The organism is Mycolicibacterium rutilum, assembly GCF_900108565.1.
GTDB classification, from domain to species: domain Bacteria; phylum Actinomycetota; class Actinomycetes; order Mycobacteriales; family Mycobacteriaceae; genus Mycobacterium; species Mycobacterium rutilum.
Genome location: NZ_LT629971.1, coordinates 1,720,981 through 1,738,815 on the forward strand (window position 1 = coordinate 1,720,981; position 17,835 = coordinate 1,738,815).

At 63.4% G+C, this 17,835-nt stretch carries 14 protein-coding genes, 3 pseudogenes and 1 other annotated feature; of the genes and pseudogenes, 16 read left to right on the forward strand and 1 reads right to left on the reverse strand.

Annotated features, from left to right (window positions below):
• The 10 genes from BLW81_RS08295 to BLW81_RS08340 all read left to right on the forward strand — a co-directional run bounded on the left by BLW81_RS08295 (position 1) and on the right by BLW81_RS08340 (position 8,353).
• Positions 1-564 carry a 3-phenylpropionate/cinnamic acid dioxygenase subunit beta gene (locus BLW81_RS08295; RefSeq protein ID WP_407662336.1) on the forward strand — a complete coding sequence of 188 codons (564 nt, stop codon included), beginning with the start codon at positions 1-3 and terminating at the stop codon, positions 562-564.
• Entirely contained in the window at positions 561-866 is a 306-nt protein-coding gene (locus BLW81_RS08300; protein ID WP_083406774.1) for a hypothetical protein, read from the forward strand. The genes BLW81_RS08295 and BLW81_RS08300 overlap by 4 nt, the downstream gene beginning before the upstream one ends.
• Positions 863-1,666, forward strand: a complete 804-nt coding sequence (hcaB, locus tag BLW81_RS08305; protein WP_083406775.1) for a 3-(cis-5,6-dihydroxycyclohexa-1,3-dien-1-yl)propanoate dehydrogenase — start codon at positions 863-865, stop codon at positions 1,664-1,666. Before BLW81_RS08300 ends, hcaB begins: the two co-directional genes overlap by 4 nt.
• Before the next feature lie 28 nt (positions 1,667-1,694).
• On the forward strand, positions 1,695-1,895 hold the full coding sequence (locus tag BLW81_RS08310) for a ferredoxin (protein WP_041305446.1): 201 nt from the start codon (positions 1,695-1,697) through the stop codon (positions 1,893-1,895).
• Entirely contained in the window at positions 1,892-3,133 is a 1,242-nt protein-coding gene (locus tag BLW81_RS08315; RefSeq protein ID WP_083406776.1) for an NAD(P)/FAD-dependent oxidoreductase, read from the forward strand. The genes BLW81_RS08310 and BLW81_RS08315 overlap by 4 nt, the downstream gene beginning before the upstream one ends.
• 576 nt (positions 3,134-3,709) lie before the next feature.
• On the forward strand, positions 3,710-4,795 hold the full coding sequence (locus tag BLW81_RS08320) for a cupin domain-containing protein (protein WP_083406777.1): 1,086 nt from the start codon (positions 3,710-3,712) through the stop codon (positions 4,793-4,795).
• Between the two features lie 24 nt (positions 4,796-4,819).
• The gene (locus tag BLW81_RS08325) at positions 4,820-5,818 is read left to right on the forward strand and encodes a dihydrodipicolinate synthase family protein (RefSeq protein WP_083410401.1); all 999 of its coding nucleotides are present in this window, start codon (positions 4,820-4,822) and stop codon (positions 5,816-5,818) included.
• Positions 5,819-5,836: 18 nt separating this feature from the next.
• Positions 5,837-6,727 carry a VOC family protein gene (locus BLW81_RS08330; protein WP_083406778.1) on the forward strand — a complete coding sequence of 297 codons (891 nt, stop codon included), beginning with the start codon at positions 5,837-5,839 and terminating at the stop codon, positions 6,725-6,727.
• A 45-nt stretch (positions 6,728-6,772) separates the two neighbouring features.
• Entirely contained in the window at positions 6,773-7,159 is a 387-nt protein-coding gene (locus BLW81_RS08335) for an SCP2 sterol-binding domain-containing protein (protein WP_011777790.1), read from the forward strand.
• Between the two features lie 168 nt (positions 7,160-7,327).
• Positions 7,328-8,353, forward strand: coding sequence for a dihydrodipicolinate synthase family protein (locus BLW81_RS08340; RefSeq protein WP_011777791.1), 1,026 nt, complete (start codon positions 7,328-7,330; stop codon positions 8,351-8,353).
• Between the two features lie 799 nt (positions 8,354-9,152).
• Here the strand turns inward: BLW81_RS08340 and BLW81_RS08345 are convergent.
• Positions 9,153-10,467, reverse strand: a pseudogene (locus tag BLW81_RS08345) (IS256 family transposase).
• A gap of 322 nt (positions 10,468-10,789) precedes the next feature.
• Here BLW81_RS08345 and BLW81_RS08350 point away from each other — a divergent pair.
• From BLW81_RS08350 to BLW81_RS08375, 6 genes and pseudogenes are all read left to right on the forward strand, one after another.
• A complete protein-coding gene (locus BLW81_RS08350) occupies positions 10,790-11,299 on the forward strand; it encodes an aromatic-ring-hydroxylating dioxygenase subunit beta (RefSeq protein WP_011777800.1) in 510 nt (169 codons plus the stop codon).
• Positions 11,300-11,421: 122 nt separating this feature from the next.
• Positions 11,422-13,194, forward strand: coding sequence for an FAD-binding protein (locus BLW81_RS08355; RefSeq protein WP_083406779.1), 1,773 nt, complete (start codon positions 11,422-11,424; stop codon positions 13,192-13,194).
• Positions 13,191-13,481, forward strand: coding sequence for a 4Fe-4S dicluster domain-containing protein (locus tag BLW81_RS08360; protein WP_011767827.1), 291 nt, complete (start codon positions 13,191-13,193; stop codon positions 13,479-13,481). The genes BLW81_RS08355 and BLW81_RS08360 overlap by 4 nt, the downstream gene beginning before the upstream one ends.
• A gap of 196 nt (positions 13,482-13,677) precedes the next feature.
• A complete protein-coding gene (locus BLW81_RS08365; protein ID WP_083406780.1) occupies positions 13,678-15,138 on the forward strand; it encodes an aldehyde dehydrogenase family protein in 1,461 nt (486 codons plus the stop codon).
• Positions 15,139-15,413: 275 nt separating this feature from the next.
• A pseudogene (locus BLW81_RS08370) lies at positions 15,414-16,692 on the forward strand (IS256 family transposase).
• Positions 16,693-16,743: 51 nt separating this feature from the next.
• Positions 16,744-17,748: pseudogene (locus tag BLW81_RS08375) on the forward strand (IS3 family transposase).
• Positions 17,043-17,174, forward strand: a sequence feature (AL1L pseudoknot). It overlaps the preceding pseudogene by 132 nt.
• Positions 17,749-17,835: the final 87 nt, after the last annotated feature.

The window sequence follows — 17,835 nt, forward strand, 5'->3', positions numbered from 1 at the left end:
ATGGCCCCATCGGTACTCGGTGCGCACGCCGCGCGCGCCCAACGCGTCGGCGACCCGTTACCGTTCGACGATTCTCGCCATCTGGAGGCGCATCGCTTCCTCGTCAACGAGGCGTACCTCCTCGATGCCCAAGACTACGACAGGTGGCTGGGTGTTCTTACCGAGGACATTCACTATTACATGCCGGTGCGGATCACCACCGCCGCCGGCGCCGGATTCGATAGCTCACCGGGAATGGCGCATTTCGACGAGAACAAATACTCACTCAGTCGCCGCGTTGCCCGATTCGCCACCGAGCATGCCTGGACTGAGGATCCGCCGTCGCGTCTGCGTCACTTCATCACCAATGTGCGCACATTCCTCAGCGACGATGCCGACTACCTCGTGGTCGACAGCGCTGAGTTGTTGTTCCGCAGCCGTGGCGACGTCAATGAGTCCACGCTCCTCTCATGCGGTCGTGAGGATCTTCTACGTCGCGATGGCAACGCGCTCAAACTCGCACGCCGCACAATCTGCGTCGATGAATCAGTGCTTCGAATGCAAAATCTGGCGGTCTTCCTATGAGCTCGAACGGATCCGGCGAGGGCGCGCAGTCGCCCCCACAACCGGGGTGCGAGGAACTGTCGTCGCTGCTGGCTGGGGCGACCGGTGATGCACTGAACATTGCCAACGAGTTCGCAGAGGTCGTCGTGCGCCGAGTGACCACTCGCAATGGAGCTCGGCTGTTGATTCAGGCGCCGAAATCGGCGCAGTGGGTGTCGCTGGATGCTTTGGAGATCGAGGCGCTGACCTGGCAGAATCCGGCCACCTTGGCGGCCATGGTGGGGAACGCAGGTGCTCCGTTGATTCTGGGCGAGGAGGTATGACTGGCTGGCTGGCGGGCAAACGCGCATTGATCGTCGGCGGAGGTTCGGGTATCGGTCGGGCCACGGTCGACGCGTTCCTGAACGAGGATGCCCGGGTGGCCGTGCTCGAGTACGACAGCGGTAAGTGCGCCACGCTGCGCCATCAGCTGCCCGACGTTCCGGTGATCGAGGGCGATGGGACCACCCGCACCGCCAACGACGAAGCAGTGCAGGTCGCTGTCGACGCCTTCGGCGGACTCGACACATTGGTGAACTGCGTGGGGATTTTCGATTTCTACCGCCGTATTCAGGACATCCCCGCCGAGCTGATCGACCAGGCGTTCGACGAAATGTTTCGCATCAACGTCCTGAGTCATATCCACTCAGTCAAGGCAGCAGTGCCGGCGCTGATGGGCCAGGACGGCGCCTCGATCGTGCTCACCGAGTCCGCGTCATCGTTCTATCCAGGACGCGGCGGCCTGCTGTATGTGGCGTCGAAGTTCGCGGTGCGCGGCGTAGTCACTGCACTGGCTCACGAACTCGCGCCGAGGATCCGTGTGAACGGTGTCGCCCCCGGGGGGACGTTGAACACCGACCTGCGCGGACTCGACAGCCTCGACCTTGGCGCCCGCCGTCTGGATGCTGCACCAGATCGGGCCCGCGAATTGGCTGCTCGCACACCGCTGGGCGTGGCCCTATCGGGTGAAGACCACGCGTGGAGTTACGTCTTCCTCGCTTCTCACCGCTCCCGCGGGCTCACCGGCGAAACGATCCATCCCGACGGCGGTTTCAGCCTCGGACCCCCACCCCAGCGGAATTGAACCCGACGAACACAGGGAAGGAAAGCAGATGGGCGGAGTTATAAAGGCTAAGCGCGAGGTATGTCAGGGCTACGCGAACTGTGTCGTTGCGGCCGAGGATTACTTCGACATCGACGATCGGGGACTCGTGGAGGTCCGCAAGACGGAGGTTCCTTCCGCGGACAGGACCCGGGTCGAGGAGGCTGCGCGCAGCTGTCCGGTGGCAGCGTTGGAAGTCGTAGACGAATGACGTCACGGGTCGTCATCGTCGGCAGTTCTGTCGGCGGGGTCCGCACGGCCCAGGCGCTGCGCTCGCAAGGCTACGACGGCGACATCGTCCTGGTGGGCGAGGAAACTGCGCTGCCCTACGACAAACCGCCGCTATCCAAAGCGTTGCTTGCGGGTACGAGTGACATCGCGGCTGCGACGTTACTCACCAGAGACGCTGCCGCCGCCGACGCCATCGAGCTTCTCCTCGGCCGCCGCGCGATCGGAGTGGATGTCGCAGCGTGTCAGGTCGAGTTCGCCGATGATGAGCCCCTGCGTTATGACCACCTGGTGGTGGCCACCGGAGCCAGCGCGCGACCATCCCCGTGGGGCCACGGATCGGGCGTTCATGTGCTCCGCACTCTGGAGGACTGTCTGCGGCTAAGAGCCGACCTCGTTGCCGGTGCCCGCCTCGTGGTGATCGGGGCAGGATTTATTGGGGCCGAGGTCGCGTCAACCGCGCGGTCACTGGGGCTGCAAGTGACGGTTGTCGACCCGGTGCCGGTGCCGATGAGCCGGGTGCTGACCGAAGAGATCGGCGAGTGGTTCGTCGATTTGCACCGAGACCACGGAGTGCACACGCGATTCGGCGTCGGTGTCGAGAATATTGAGGGGGAGCGCGGCAACCTTAAGATCGGCCTCACGGACGGGACCGTCCTAGAAGCCGACACGGTGGTGGTGGGCATCGGCGCCGTTCCGAATGACGGCTGGCTGATGCCGTCGGGACTGGTCGTCGATGACGGCCTGGTCTGCGACGAGTTCTGCCGCGCCGTCACGTCACAAAACATCTACGCAGTCGGCGACGTGTCGCGTTGGTTTCATCGCGCCCGCGGCGTGACGATGCGCATCGAACACTGGACAAACGCGGTCGACCAGGCGTCTTGCGTCGCGCATAATATTTTGTATCCCGATGAATTGCGCTGCTACGAGCCCGTCGAGTACGTCTGGAGCGACCAGTACGACTGGAAGATCCAGTTTTGCGGCCAAACAACTCACCTAGGAGAGCCACTCGTCGTCGGAGATCGATTGTCCGACAATCGATTCACAGTCCTCTACCCGGATGGCGAGCAACGTCTTGGTGGCGCGGCGGTGGTGAACTGGCCTCGAGCACTGATCGAGTGCAGGCGTGCGCTGCAGGCCGGTAGCGATCTCGAAAGTGTGCGGGGAAGGCTCGAAGTGTTGACGAACCCACCCGATACCGCCGCAACGCGATCGCCATAGTCGGGCCACAAGTGGTTGCGCGCCGCATTGCAAGTGGGACTGGTTTCCCACCGAACATGCTCGCTGCGGCTTCGCCGCGTTCTTAGCTCGGAATGTCGCGGCTTTCTACCGCGCGAGGTCCTCGGTGGCCGCGGCGCGGTATTCAGGTTTCGGCCACCGCCCCGGCTCGGTGGACAGGCCGATACCGCGCCTTGGGCGCCGGCATCACGGATGAGTTGCCGCGACCGCATCGCTCCCCTAGACGGAACTCGGCTCGAAACGGAGTGGCCGATCATCGAGGTTCGGGGCTGCGCCGCTGGCGACCGACCCACATCGGTGACCTCTGGGACCCTATCGACAACACAACCTGTCGCAGCCGACACGGCGCCACGAGTCATGAAGAAGACCTCGGAGGTTGTTGAGCGTTCCTAGCTCACTTGGAGGTCTTCTTGTTCTCACCTCGCCACGCCGTCACCAACGGCGATGGTCAGTACGGTGAGGTTAGTACGCGGCACTTCCTGGTGTTGACGCAATCGGCCGGTCCCGATACTCTCTAAGTAACAGAGTAGTGTTCTGCAAAACAGAGAAGGTAGTCTCATGTCGACCGCTGAGATTTCAGGGCTTCACGAATTCGACGCCGAGCTCGAGGCTGCCAACTTACGTGGGCAATGGATCTACGACGACATGCTGGAGAGGGTCGTCGGCGGCCCCAAGCCTGCGGGTGTTCCGTTTCTGTGGCGATGGCACGATGTTTACGCGAAGCTTCTGAAGTCGTGCGACGTGATGCCTGAAAGTTTGACGGCGCGACGCAATCTCTCGTTCATCAATCCGGATGCCCGGGGAACCACGCACACCATCAACATGGGTATGCAGATGCTCAAGCCCGGCGAGATTGCCTATGCGCACCGCCACACCATGGCGGCGCTGCGGTTCGCTATTCAAGGCGGCCCCGGCCTGGTGACTGTGGTGGATGGCGAGCCTTGTCAAATGGACACCTACGACCTGGTTCTGACCCCTCGCTGGACGTGGCATGACCATGAGAACGCCACCTCGGAGAACGTCGTTTGGCTCGACGTGCTGGATATCGGCCTAGTGCTCGGGCTGAATGTGCCCTTCTATGAGCCCTATGGCGAGATGCGCCAACCTCAACGCGAGGACCCGGGAGAGCATCTCGCTGACCGCGGTGGGATGCTGCGCCCGGCGTGGGAGCAGGTCAAGGCGGCGAACTTCCCGTACCGCTATCCGTGGCGTGACGTCGAGCGGCAGCTCCAGCGGATGGCGGGCCTTGCGGGCAGTCCCTACGACGGCGTAGTCCTGCGTTATGCGAACCCCGTTACCGGCGGATCGACTATGCCAACGCTGGATTGCTGGGTGCAGTTGCTGCGGCCGGGCCAGCAGACCGAGGCCCATCGCCACACGTCGAGTGCCGTGTATTTCGTCGTGCGTGGCGAAGGGACGACGGTTGTCGACGGGGTCGAACTCGACTGGGGGCCCCACGACAGCTTCGTGGTGCCCAACTGGAGCACCCATCACTTCGTCAACCGGTCGGCAGAAGATGCCGTGCTGTTCTCGGTCAACGACATCCCTACATTGAAGGCTCTCGATCTCTACTACGAAGAGCCCGAGCTGTCTTTGGGGACGCAGCCATTTCCGCCGGTCCCCGCTAACCTCCGAGCCCGCTGACGATTCACGAGAGAGGCAGTGCACGTGCGTGACACGAAGTTGACCGTTGATGACATCACCGGTGTCGTCGGCATTATCCCTACGCCCTCCATCCCGACGGCCGACCAACCGGGCACCGCGTTCTCCGTAGACCTCGATGAGGCGGCGACGCTCGCCGACGCGATGGTCCGTGGCGGAGTGGATGTGCTCATGACCACAGGCACCTTCGGCGAGTGCGCCTCGCTGACGTGGGACGAGTTGCAGAGCTTTGTCGCCACCGTGGTCGACGCCGTCGCGGGACGTATCCCGGTTTTCGCCGGAGCGACGACGCTCAATACCCGCGATACGATCGCGAGGGGTCGCCGGCTCGGCGAGCTCGGCGCCGATGGCCTGTTCGTGGGTCGTCCGATGTGGCTGCCCCTGGATGACGCCGGCATCGTGCGCTTCTACCGGGATGTGGCCGAGGCAGTGCCGAACATGGCATTGGTGGTCTACGACAACCCCGGCGCCTTCAAGGGAAAGATCGGGACGCCCGCCTACGAGGCACTCAGCCAGATACCCCAGGTCGTCGCTGCCAAGCATCTCGGGCTGCTCAGTGGCTCCGCCTTCCTTTCCGACCTCCGCGCGGTAAGCGGTCGCGTGCGGCTACTGCCGCTTGAGACTGACTGGTACTACTTTGCGCGGCTCTTCCCAGAAGAGGTCACCGCCTGCTGGTCGGGCAATGTGGCCTGCGGCCCTGCGCCAGTAACGCACTTGCGCGACCTAATCAGAGCCCGCCGCTGGGACGACTGCCAAGCGCTCACCGACGAACTCGAGGGGGCTCTTGAGACGCTGTACCCGGGCGGCAACTTCGCCGAATTCCTCAAGTACAGCATCCAGATCGACAACGCCCAATTCCAGGCGGCCGGTTTTATGCGCACGGGGCCCACCCGACCGCCGTACACCGAAGTGCCGGAGTCCTATTTGGCTGGCGGGCGCGAGGCCGGCAAGAACTGGGCCGCACTCCAGCAGCGCTATGCGTCACTTGCCGTCTCGAACCACTGAATCGCCTGAGGACAGCACATGTTGGTGAAGACGTTGGGTTATGTGGGTGTGGAGTCTCCGGATGCGAAGGAGTGGTTGGCGTTCGGTCCGGAGGTTTTGGGGATGGAGGCGGTTGAGGCGTCCAGTGGGTCGGTCCTGTTGCGGATCGACGACGCCGATCATCGTTTGGCTGTGCATCACGGAGAGCGCAACCGGATGTTGTATGCGGGCTGGGATGTGGGCAGCGAGGAGGCGGTTGAGGCTGCCGGGGAGTTGCTGCACAAGCGGGGCATTGGGTTTGAGGTGGGGACCGAGGAGGACTGCGCGGCCCGCGGGGTGTTGGGCTTTGTGACGCTGTCGGATCCTTCGGGGTTGCGTCATGAGTTGTTTTACGGTCAGAAGGTGGTGCCGGGTTCCTTCCGGCCCGGTCGTGCGATATCGGGGTTCGTCACCGGTGCGCAGGGGTTGGGTCATGTGGTGTTGGCGACGCCGGACCTTGCGCAGGCCGACCGGTTTTTGCGGGGGGTGTTGGGGTTTAAGAAGAGCGATGAGATTTACACCTTCATGGATCTGTGGTTCTACCACTGCAACCCGCGCCATCACAGCATCGCGTTGACTCCGATGCCGGGTGTGCGGGGACTGCACCACGTGATGGTCGAGGTGCAAAGTTTTGATGACGTGGGGATGGCTTATGACCTGTGCATGTCGCGCAACATTCCGCTGAGCATGACGTTGGGGCGCCATGTCAACGATCGGATGGTGTCGTTTTACGCGCGCACACCGAGCGGGTTTGACATCGAGTACGGCTGGGATGCGGTGACCGTCGACGAGGAAACCTGGACAGTCGCTCAGTACGACCGACCCAGTGTGTGGGGCCACCAGATGGTCGCCCAAACACCACCAGGCGCACTCGAAGCCGCAACAACATGAACGGCTCGACGGCCGAGACGACGAAAACGATCATATGGAGGTGAAATGGCGATCCGGTTCCTAACCGACGACTGGGCGACTGCGGTGACCGACGCGGCCAATGCCGACGAGAGGTTCCGCATTGCAGCGAAGGGACATGACGTGGTGCTCCGCGTATCCGTGTCGCAGAGCCCGGCCAGCGATGACTACTACATGCATTTCTCTGACGGGTCGCTCATCGTCGGTATCGGATCCCCGCCGCGCACGCCCGACGTGGAGGCCGAGCTCAGCTACGAAACAAACGTCGAGCTGTCTCGGGGTGCGCTCAACGGCCAGACCGCGACCATGACCGGGCAGATGAAAGCCGTCGGCAACATGATGAAGATGATGTCGATCGGAAAAGCCCAGGATCGGCTCGCTGAACTCGAGAGCGGCTTAGACATCGACTACTAGCACTTATCGCGGCGCCTAGAGTTGACTTCGCGCCGAGGGACACAATGCCACGAACGGGAGTGCATCGGCACTTACCATCGGCTCAAGTCCCACCCTGGACGGTCCGGCGCGACCATACCGCCAATAAAAGCCATTCCGAAGATCATCAAACCAGATTGGACACGGCTCATGACAACACGTAGCAGCGAACTCGTTCCCAGCGACATGAAGGGGCTGTGGGGATTCGTGCCGGCCTGCTCGACGCCGGACGCCGCCGATGTCAACGCGGTCGACACGATCGACACCGATGCGCTCGCGTCTCTGGTGGATCGTCTGGTGCGTGATGGTGTCGACGGCATCGTGACGACCGGCAGCGCCGGCGAGTCGCACACCCTTTCCGACGACGAATACCGCACGCTCATCACGACAGTCGTGGAGACGGTGAACGCCCGGGTTCCGGTGTTCGTTGGTGCCAGCACGCTCAACACGCGCGACTCGATCCGACGCGCCCGCGTCATCGCCGACCTCGGGGCGGACGGCATTATGAGCGGACCGCCGATGTATTTGCCGCAGACTGCCGAGAACGCGGTCCAGTACTATAAAGACCTCGCCGAGGCCGTTCCGGAGCTGGCGATTATGATTTACCAGAACCCGCATGCGTTCCGCATCACATTGCCGCCCGGTGCATTTAGGGAGCTGGCCCAGATTCGCAATATCGTTGCGCTCAAGCAGACCTCGATGGACATCTTCAATGTGATCGGCGCCATCAAAGCGGTCAAGGAAAAGATGTCGGTCCTCGTCTTGGACCAATTGATGTACCCCGCAATGATGTTCGGTGCTGCCGGAGCGTGGAGCATCGACGTATGCATGGGCCCCTGGCCCGCGCTTTCGCTGCGCGATGCATGCCAGCGTGGCGACTGGACAGAGGCCGCGGCCATCGCCGACCAGATGCAGGCGCCATTTCGAACGCTGGGTCTGACTATGGAGGAATTCCAAGCCATGCAGTCCGCCTGGTGGAAGATGGCAATCGACACTGCGGGCTATGGGCGTGCTGGGGCTGCTCGGCCGCCCTTCGTTCACATACCGCAGACCGTCGTCGATTCCGCGCACCGCTACGGTGAACGCTGGGCAGGACTTGCGGAGCGCTATCACCGGTCAAGGGAAGCCGCTGGGCTGCCGCCTGCCGCGGCGAACGTCGCCGCCGCCTCGTCATAGACGCCGGGGAAGAACCTTCAGGGCGACCTGCTGACCACTCCCCCCACCTAGGCGTCTAGGTCTGTAGCCAACGTCGCCAGACCACTCAGCAGCGACTGAACTTCGGAAAGGACTGCCAAGCCGAGCAATGCGACGGCGGCGAGGTTGAACAATGCCGCCTGCTCGCGACCACCGATCTGATGGGCTTCTCCAAGAGCCCGTTGCGCGATGATAGGTCAGCCAGTCAGGATTGCGATCGAGAGCAGCGTCAAGATAGGAAGTCGCACCCGAGCCAACGCGTCGCCGAGCACACAGATGGTCTGCGCAACAAGCGGTTTCGCGGCCGTGGCCACGGCGAGCATGTCACAAGTCACAGCGCCACGGGCGGTCTGCCAGGGACCATGCCGGCGATGACTTGGAGATGCCCGAACCGATAGGCGCGGCAATCGGCATCGCCTGCCGACCCGGGCGATCGGGGGAGTGGAGTCGGCTAACGCCCGCCACCTGGGTGTTCGTCGGACAATAGCGGCAACGACCGCCGCGCGTGCTCTTGTTCCCGCGCCCCGCGGCCGAATGTTGTTAGCAGGGCACCGACAGCACGACGACATCGCCACAGACCTCGGCCATTGCGGGGCTGGCGGCCCCGGCGCAAAGGCAAGTCGGTCAAAGAGATCAACACGTCCAGTCGCGATCTTGCTTGCACTGCCGCAGCCTGCCGAACGCGTCGTAAATGCCTGATTCGCCAGGACTTAGCGTGATCTCGTCTACATAAGGTGACGCGCCGGGTCCGTCAGATTAACGGTGTAAGCGGCATCTTCGGTTAGGTGGTTTCGCTGCCCGGCATGCGGTCGGCGAAGGTGATCGCGAAGGCGTTCAGGGCTGGTTTCCAGCGTATGGTCCATCGCTTCTGTCCGGTCCCGGTCGGGTCCAGCGACCGGGTGACCAAGTATAGGCACTTCAGCGCCGCCTGCTCGGTGGGAGAATGACCGCGGGCCCGCACGGCGCGGCGGTAGCGGGCGTTCAACGATTCAGTAGCATTGGTCGAACAGATCACCTTCCTTGTCTCGGTGTCGTAGTCCAGGAACGGAATGAACTCACTCCACGCGTTGCGCCACAATCGAATCGCCGCCGGGTAGCGGTTACCCCACTCGGCTCTCGAATGCGTCCAGCGCTGCCGCTGCAGCCTCGGCGTTGACCGCGGTGTAGATCGGCCGCAACGCCTTGGCAATGGCGTCGCGGTGCTGGCGCCCGGCATAGCGGAACGTCCCACGGATCAAATGGATGACACACGTCTGGACCACAGTGTCGGGGAACACCGCGCCCACCGACTGCGGTAAGCCTTTGAGCCCGTCGCAGACCAGGAAGAAAATGTCGGCCACCCCGCGGTTCTTCAGCTCGGTGAGTACCGCCAGCCAGTATTTGGCTGACTCGCCCTCGCCCTCGCCCTCGCCGGCCCACATGCCCAGCACGTCACGATGCCCGGCCAGGTCCACCCCGATCGCGGCGTAGATGGGCCTGGGGCCGACCTGGCCGTCGCGGATCTTGACGTGCAGGGCGTCGATGAACACCGCGGCGTACACGCGTTCCAGCGGGCGGGTGTGCCACACGGTCATCTCCTCGACCACGCGGTCGGTGATCCGACTGATCGTGTCCTTGGACACCGACGCGCCGTAGATGTCGGCGAAATGGGCGCTGATCTCGCCGGTGGTCAGCCCGCGGGCATACAGCGACAACACCACCTCGTCGACATCGGTCAGGCGACGTTGGCGCTTCTGGACGATCTGGGGTTCGAAGCTGCCGGCGCGGTCGCGCGGCACCTCGATCTCGATCTGCCCGCCCGCATCGGTCAGTACGGTCTTGGCCCGGGTTCCGTTGCGGGAGTTGCCCGAGCCATACCCAGCCGGATCGTGACGGTCATAGCCCAGGTGCTCGGACAGTTCCTCGTCCAGAGCGGTCTCGATGACCGTCTTGGTCATCGCCTTGAGCAACCCGCCCGGACCGGTCAGCGATACGCCGGCCTCGCGGGCCTGGCGTACCAACTCCCGGGCAACCTCGAGCTCGTCGACCTCACCGCTATCCGGGACATCAACCGCCGCCACGGCGGCCTCATCATCGGGATTCTGCGATGGCTCCACAGCCACGACAGTTTCGGTCATCACGCGACCTTTCCGGCCCCGACACACCGGGGCCGATCAGGCCGTTTACACCGTTACCGCGACAGTCCCGACGCGCCAGGCGCCCGGGCATTGCGCATCCGATGGAGGCGCCACATGAGCTCGCGTCCAGATTCGGTTGTGCAGCGTCATCATTAGTTGCGCGCCGTTTTGGTCGTTGCCCATTTGGAGATGTTGTCTTGACGGGCCGTGTGACGTGACCTACATTCTCTACAGCGGAGGACGCATCTGTTCAGCAGAATATCGAGTCAGTGTTGATGGTCTGGTCGAGGAGTTCGGTGTGATGAACGCGGTTGCGGTCGATCGAGATACCCGTGAGGCCGTCGAGGCGTTCATGTTCCGGGAGGCGGAGCTACTCGATGGGGGGCAGTTCCGAGAATGGTTGGGTCTGCTCGACCCCGACATCCGGTATGTGGTTCCGGTGCGCACCACCCGTGAGGATTCCGCGGGTTGGGTGGGCGCGATCGCGCACTGGAACGACGACTACACGGGCTTGGAGATGCGGGTCCTCCGGGGCGAGACGGACTTCTCGTGGGCCGAGTCACCTCGGTCGCGGACCCGGCACTTCGTGTCCAACATCCGCACGACTGCCGGACCGGAGGCTGATGAGTTGACCGTGCGCTCAAATCTCTTGTTCTTCCGCAGCCGCGGAGACAGCGGCCGGTGGGAGTTGCTCTCGGCCGAACGCGTCGACGTGTTGCGCCGCACCGACGATTCGCTGCGGCTCGCTCGGCGCGAGGTGTTACTCGATCACTCGACGTTGCCTATCGACAACCTGTCGGTAGTCCTGTAGGGCCAGCTCCGTTCACCCCCTCCGCGTGGATATCGCCGATTCCAGAAAGGGTCCAACCATATGACCACCGAAACAACCGAGACGGACTTGATCGAGATGTTGGTGAAGGCGTGACTGGCGTTATGGGTGACCTGGATGTGTCGGTCCAAGAATGCGACGTCTTGGTAGTGGGTGGGGGAATTGGCGGAGTGCGGGCAGCACTACGGGCCGCGGAGTTGGGGTCGTCGGTGATTCTGGTGGAGAAAGCGGTGGTGTCTCGGGCAGGGCCGATGACGTATGTCCACAGCCAATACGCCCCTGATCACCGGGTGCAGGGTGAGGAGATGACGGAGTGGGCGCGCGAGTTCGTGGTGGGCAGCAATTATTTGGCCGATCAGGATTGGGTGCAGCAGTACATAGCCGAGGCCTATGACAGGGTAAACGAGCAGATCGAGTGGGGTGTGCCCTATTCCACCCATGAGGATGGGTCGCTGAAGTATGTGACGGTCCGCGGCCACAACCTCGGCACGACGCTGGGTGTGGATGGTCGCGTGTGTATGGAAATCCTCAAGGAGAGGATGAAAGCGGCGGGGGTGCGACTGTTCGAGCGAGTCGATGTGATCGATCTGTTGACCACCGACGGGTGCCGGCCCACCGCTGGTGCGGTGTGTGGTGCGGTGGGGGTAAACGTTGTCACTGGCCAGTGTCATGTCTTTACGGCGGGCAGCGTCATCCTCAACACCGGCCCTTGGTACCCCAAGCTGCATTACGCGTTCGCCGACCATTGCAGCGGGGAAGGTCATGTGGCGGCCTGGCGAGTGGGTGCTGAGTTCGCCGGCATGGAATTCGGCCAGTTCGCTGCCTGGAGTTACTTCAATCGGTCATTCTTCACACCGGGTCAAGCCAAGATTCAGGGGATCGGTGGCAAGTTCTGCAACGCGGCGGGCGAGTACTTCATGGACCGCTATGACCCGATCTGGGGCGATAAGGGCGGGCTGTTCACCATCGCGCGCGCGATCATGACCGAGATGGTCGAGGGCCGAGGGCCGTGCTATCTCGACTTGCGTCACGTACCACAGGCGGATCTAGAGGTGCTGTATGAAGTGTCTCCGACGGTGCGGCGCGCCTTTACCGAGTTTGAGGTCGATCCCTCCACTGACCTGCTGGAGGTGACCCCGTTCATCGTGCTCGGCACGAGCAGCACCAGCGGTCCCACGATCGACCTGGACGGAGCCACCACAGTGCCCGGCCTGTACGCGGCCGGGTATGGCACGGCGTGCCCGCATTTGATGTCGGGAATTTCTGGCAGCGGGATCTCGAGCTTCTCGGCTGTTGCGGGGTACCGGGCGGGCACTGCGGCGGCGGCGCGCGGCGGTCACGCGGTACCGCGCAGTGTGTGGGAGAACCAGGCACAGGAGAGCTTCGCGGAGTATTTCGCGCCGATGCGTCGGCTGCGGCAGGTCCGGCCGGCGGATGTGTGGAAAGCCATCGGCGAGGCGACGGCCAATCCGGCATTCGCATTGTTTAAGTCGGAGGCACGGATCGATTCAGCGCTCGCTGAGCTGTACCGGATCCGGGATCGGGTACTGCGTTACGTTTTCGCGCCGGACTATCAAGAACTTAAGAAGGCGCATGAGGTGCGCGCATACCTGACGTTGGCGATCATCACCTGTGAGGCGATGAAGCGGCGCACCGAAAGTCGCGGGGAGCTGTTTCGTATCGACTACCCCTACGCGGACAACGATGAGTGGCTGAAGTGGCTGCTCGTCCGCCGGGGCAGCGGCGGTGAATTCGATCTGCAGTTCAGCGAACGCGACCTGCCGATTCAGTCGTGGCCGGTGCAGGCCCCGCCCGGCCGCCATCCAAGTCCATATACCGTGCCGCAAGGCTACCGGGAGGAGGCGGCGGTTCAGTGATCGAAAGCATCGACGAAACAACGTGCGACGGGTGCAACGTCTGCATCGACAGCTGCCCAACCGGGGTGATCCGGCTGGTGGAGGGCGACGAACCGTGGTCCACGACCAAGTGGCGAGCCAAGATCATCTACCCCAACGACTGTCATTCCTGTCGGTTGTGCGCAATCGATTGCCACGTGGACGCGATCGTTGTCAGCCACGCACTAGTGATCCCCGACCCCTTCCTCCCGGGCGTAGAGCCCCTCGACGGCAGCCGCGACGCTCCGCCCGACGAAAAGAAAACTTGATGTCCATCGGAATAGCGCGAGCCGGGGCGTGTTCGGTGTCGGCAAGGTCCACGCTGCGGGGTCAGGCGATGATGGCCGCCCGATGCGGCCGGCGCCGGATTCGGCACTTATCTGGCGGTCGCCGGGCGATCCTCCGATGACCCAGACATGGCTCCCACAAATCAACCGTTCCCCACAGGAAAGTTAGGACTTCGGCATGATCAGCGCAAACCTCATCATCAACGGACGTGAGGAAACATCCGACCGGACGATCGACGTCGTCAGCCCGGCTGATATTCGGGTACTGCTCGGTTCGGTCCCAGACGCCGCACCCGGGCAGGTCGACGAAGCGGTCGCAGCGGCCGCAATGGCGTTCCCAGAATGGTCATCGCGGCCCCTGGAAGAACGCCAGGGAGCACTACTTGCCGCCGCAGGCACGATCCACGACATGATCGAGGAATATGCGCCGATCCTGAGCAGGGAGAACGGAAAGATCCTCGAAGAGTCGCACGTCGACCTCGAATTCGCGTCGGGCATTTGCGGCTACACCGCAGGCATTTCGGCTGAAATCCTTGCAGACCAACAGATTCGCGACACCGGGGGCACGACCCTCATCCGCCGCCGCCCAATGGGGCCGGTGGCCGCCATCACGCCGTGGAACTTCCCGGTGGTCCTGGCATTCATGAAGCTGGCGCCCGCGCTCGTCGCCGGCAACACAGTCGTCTTGAAGCCGGCGGCAAGCTCCCCGTTGGTTCTCGCCGAGATCATCCGAGCCCTCCAACAGCACTTCCCTCCGGGCGTGCTCAACATGGTCACCGGTGGCGACGCGGTCGGAGAAGCACTCGTCGCCCACCCGAGTATTCGCAAGATTGGTTTCACCGGCGGCATCGATACCGGGCGCAAAGTTATGGCCGCGGCCGCGCGCGACATCAAGAGGGTGACGCTCGAGCTGGGCGGAAACGACCCCGCGATCCTCCTCGACGACGTCGACCTCTCGCCCGAGACTATGCGGCAGATCGTAAAAGGCGCGTTCGGGACCACCGGCCAGGTGTGCTTCGGTCTCAAACGTATCTACGTGCCGACCCGAATCCACGACCGCTTCGTGGAAGCGTTCTCAGCCGCCGTGGATGAAATCGTCGTCGGGCCCGGCGACGACCCCCGAGTCACCATGGGGCCGCTGAACAACGCTCAGCAGAAGAACCTCGTCGAGAAGATCGTGGACGACGCGCGCTCGAGCGGCGCGACCGTCACCACCCTCGGCCAGCGGCTCGATTCGGCGGCCTGGGACCACGGCCACTTCATGATGCCCAGCGTGGTCACTGAGGCTGATCCCCGCCTCGCAATCGTCGAAGAGGAACAGTTCGGCCCGGTAGTGCCCGTGCTGAAATACGACGAACTCGACGACGTGATCCGGCTCGTGAATCAATCGCAATACGGGCTTGCCGCCTCGATCTGGACGTCAGATGAAGAGCGGGCGTTCCTGCTCGGCCGTCGGTTCGACACCGGCTCCGTCTTCATCAACAGCCACACCTTCACCTCCCTCGACCCCCGCGCACCCTTCGGCGGGGCGAAAGCGAGCGGCTTGGGACGCGAATTCTCTCCAGCCAGCCTGGATTCCTACACCGAATTACAAACAATCAGCCGTCGCATCGGGCCGCCAGGCCCTCCGCTGTCCTGAGTCCGGCGGGGAGCCTGACCAACACATATTCGTCACGGTCGTAGATCAGCGACGACGACGCGGCGGTATCGATGCATACAGGTAACTTCGCCGACGGTGTGAAGGCGTGGCGGCGCGTGCTTCGGCAGGGGTGCCCCCATTAATGATCCATTCCGGCCCAACGTTCGCGGCGATTCGACCCTCCTAACGTAGAGACCGCCAATAGTGGGACTGTCGCGGTAACGGTGTAAACGGCCTGATCGGCCCCGGTGTGTCGGGGCCGGAAAGGTCGCGTGATGACCGAAACTGTCGTGGCTGTGGAGCCATCGCAGAATCCCGATGATGAGGCCGCCGTGGCGGCGGTTGATGTCCCGGATAGCGGTGAGGTCGACGAGCTCGAGGTTGCCCGGGAGTTGGTACGCCAGGCCCGCGAGGCCGGCGTATCGCTGACCGGTCCGGGCGGGTTGCTCAAGGCGATGACCAAGACGGTCATCGAGACCGCTCTGGACGAGGAACTGTCCGAGCACCTGGGCTATGACCGTCACGATCCGGCTGGGTATGGCTCGGGCAACTCCCGCAACGGAACCCGGGCCAAGACCGTACTGACCGATGCGGGCGGGCAGATCGAGATCGAGGTGCCGCGCGACCGCGCCGGCAGCTTCGAACCCCAGATCGTCCAGAAGCGCCAACGTCGCCTGACCGATGTCGACGAGGTGGTGTTGTCGCTGTATGCCCGCGGGCTGACCACCGGCGAGATCAGCGCCCATTTCGCCGACATCTACGGCGCGTCGGTGTCCAAGGACACGATCAGTCGGATCACCGACCGCGTGGTCGAGGAGATGACCGTGTGGCACACCCGCCCGCTGGAACGCGTGTACGCCGCGGTGTTCATCGACGCCCTGCACGTCAAGATCCGCGACGGCCAGGTCGGCCCCAGGCCCATCTACGCCGCGATCGGGGTGGACCTGGCCGGGCATCGTGACGTGCTGGGCATGTGGGCCGGCGAGGGCGACGGCGAGTCAGCCAAATACTGGCTGGCGGTACTCACCGAGCTGAAGAACCGCGGGGTGGCCGACATCTTCTTCCTGGTCTGCGACGGGCTCAAAGGCTTACCGCAGTCGGTGGGCGCGGTGTTCCCCCGACACTGTGGTCCAGACGTGTGTCATCCATTTGATCCGTGGGACGTTCCGCTATGCCGGGCGCCAGCACCGCGACGCCATTGCCAAGGCGTTGCGGCCGATCTACACCGCGGTCAACGCTGAGGCTGCAGCGGCAGCGCTGGACGCATTCGAGGCCCAGTGGGGTAACCGCTACCCTGCGGCGATTCGATTGTGGCGCAACGCGTGGAGTGAGTTCATTCCGTTCCTGGACTACGACACCGAGACAAGGAAGGTGATCTGTTCGACCAATGCTACTGAATCGTTGAACGCCCGCTACCGCCGCGCCGTGCGGGCTCGCGGTCATTCTCCCACCGAGCAGGCGGCGCTGAAGTGCCTATACTTGGTCACCCGGTCGCTGGACCCGACCGGGACCGGACAGAAGCGATGGACCATACGCTGGAAACCAGCCCTGTGAATCGCCCTGGAAATGTTGGAGGCTCCTGACCTTGGAAACGAGGATGCAGGTATGCCGAAGGAACAGTCGCCTGGGAAGCCCACGACACGTCGTTACAGCTCGGAGGAGAAGGGCGCCGCGGTGCGGATGGTCCGTACCCTGCGCGAAGAGCTGGGCACCGAGCAAGGCACGGTCACGCGGGTGGCCCATCAACTCGGGTACGGCGCGGAATCGGTGCGCTCCTGGGTACGCCCGGCCGACATCGACGATGGCCACGCCCCCGGGGTGACGAGCACCGAGTCCGCGAAGGTCAAAGAGCTCGAGCAAGAGATCCGAGAACTGAAGCGGGCCAACGAGATTCTGAAGCGAGCGGCAAGTTTCTTCGGGGCGGAGCTCGACCGCCAACACAAGAAATAGTCGCGTTCATCGACAACAATCGCGAGGATTTCGGGGTCGAGCCCATCTGCATGGTCCTGCGCAGCGCAGGCCTGCAGGTGGCCCCGAGCACCTACTACGACGCCAAAACCCGCCCACCGTCGGCGCGGGCACAGCGCGATGCAGTCCTGGGGCCGGCGTTGCGCCAGCTCTGGAAAGACAACTACCAGGTGTGCTTCATCGTCGATGCACACTCGCGGATGATCGTGGGCGGGGGTAGCGTCGCATATGCGCACCTCGATGGTGCTCGATGCGTTGGAGATGGCACGCTGGTCACGTAGAACGACGTTGCAGGACCTGATATGTCACTCCGATGCAGGGTCGCAATTTACCTCGATTCGCTACGGGGAGCGCCTCGCTGAGATCGGCGCAGTCCCATCCATCGGGACCGTCGGGGACAGCTTCGATAACGCCCTCGCCGAGACGGTCAACGGCTACTACAAAGCCGAGTTGATCTACGGGCCCGCCCGCGGCGGGCCGTGGAAGACCGTCGAAGACGTCGAACTGGCTACCCTGAGCTGGGTCTACTGGCACAACACCAGCCGCCTGCACAGCTACCTCGGCGACCTCCCGCCGGCCGAGTTCGAAGCGGCGTTCTACGACGCATCACGGACCGACCAACCCCTGGTCGAAATCCAATAGCCCGAGCCTCCAGCAGACCCAGGGCGATTCACTGAACGCCTTCGCGATCACCTTCGCCGACCGCATGCCGGGCAGCGAAACCACCTA

What these genes read in the sequence shown, in the direction of transcription:
- BLW81_RS08300 (WP_083406774.1), top strand. Translation starts at nt 561, where the DNA reads ATGAGCTCGAACGGATCCGGCGAGGGCGCGCAGTCGCCCCCACAACCG.
- BLW81_RS08320 (WP_083406777.1), top strand. Translation starts at nt 3,710, where the DNA reads ATGTCGACCGCTGAGATTTCAGGGCTTCACGAATTCGACGCCGAGCTC.
- BLW81_RS08340 (WP_011777791.1), top strand. Translation starts at nt 7,328, where the DNA reads ATGACAACACGTAGCAGCGAACTCGTTCCCAGCGACATGAAGGGGCTG.
- BLW81_RS08295 (WP_407662336.1), top strand. Translation starts at nt 1, where the DNA reads ATGGCCCCATCGGTACTCGGTGCGCACGCCGCGCGCGCCCAACGCGTC.
- BLW81_RS08335 (WP_011777790.1), top strand. Translation starts at nt 6,773, where the DNA reads ATGGCGATCCGGTTCCTAACCGACGACTGGGCGACTGCGGTGACCGAC.
- BLW81_RS08330 (WP_083406778.1), top strand. Translation starts at nt 5,837, where the DNA reads ATGTTGGTGAAGACGTTGGGTTATGTGGGTGTGGAGTCTCCGGATGCG.
- BLW81_RS08365 (WP_083406780.1), top strand. Translation starts at nt 13,678, where the DNA reads ATGATCAGCGCAAACCTCATCATCAACGGACGTGAGGAAACATCCGAC.
- hcaB (WP_083406775.1), top strand. Translation starts at nt 863, where the DNA reads ATGACTGGCTGGCTGGCGGGCAAACGCGCATTGATCGTCGGCGGAGGT.
- BLW81_RS08315 (WP_083406776.1), top strand. Translation starts at nt 1,892, where the DNA reads ATGACGTCACGGGTCGTCATCGTCGGCAGTTCTGTCGGCGGGGTCCGC.
- BLW81_RS08355 (WP_083406779.1), top strand. Translation starts at nt 11,422, where the DNA reads ATGGGTGACCTGGATGTGTCGGTCCAAGAATGCGACGTCTTGGTAGTG.
- BLW81_RS08310 (WP_041305446.1), top strand. Translation starts at nt 1,695, where the DNA reads ATGGGCGGAGTTATAAAGGCTAAGCGCGAGGTATGTCAGGGCTACGCG.
- BLW81_RS08350 (WP_011777800.1), top strand. Translation starts at nt 10,790, where the DNA reads ATGAACGCGGTTGCGGTCGATCGAGATACCCGTGAGGCCGTCGAGGCG.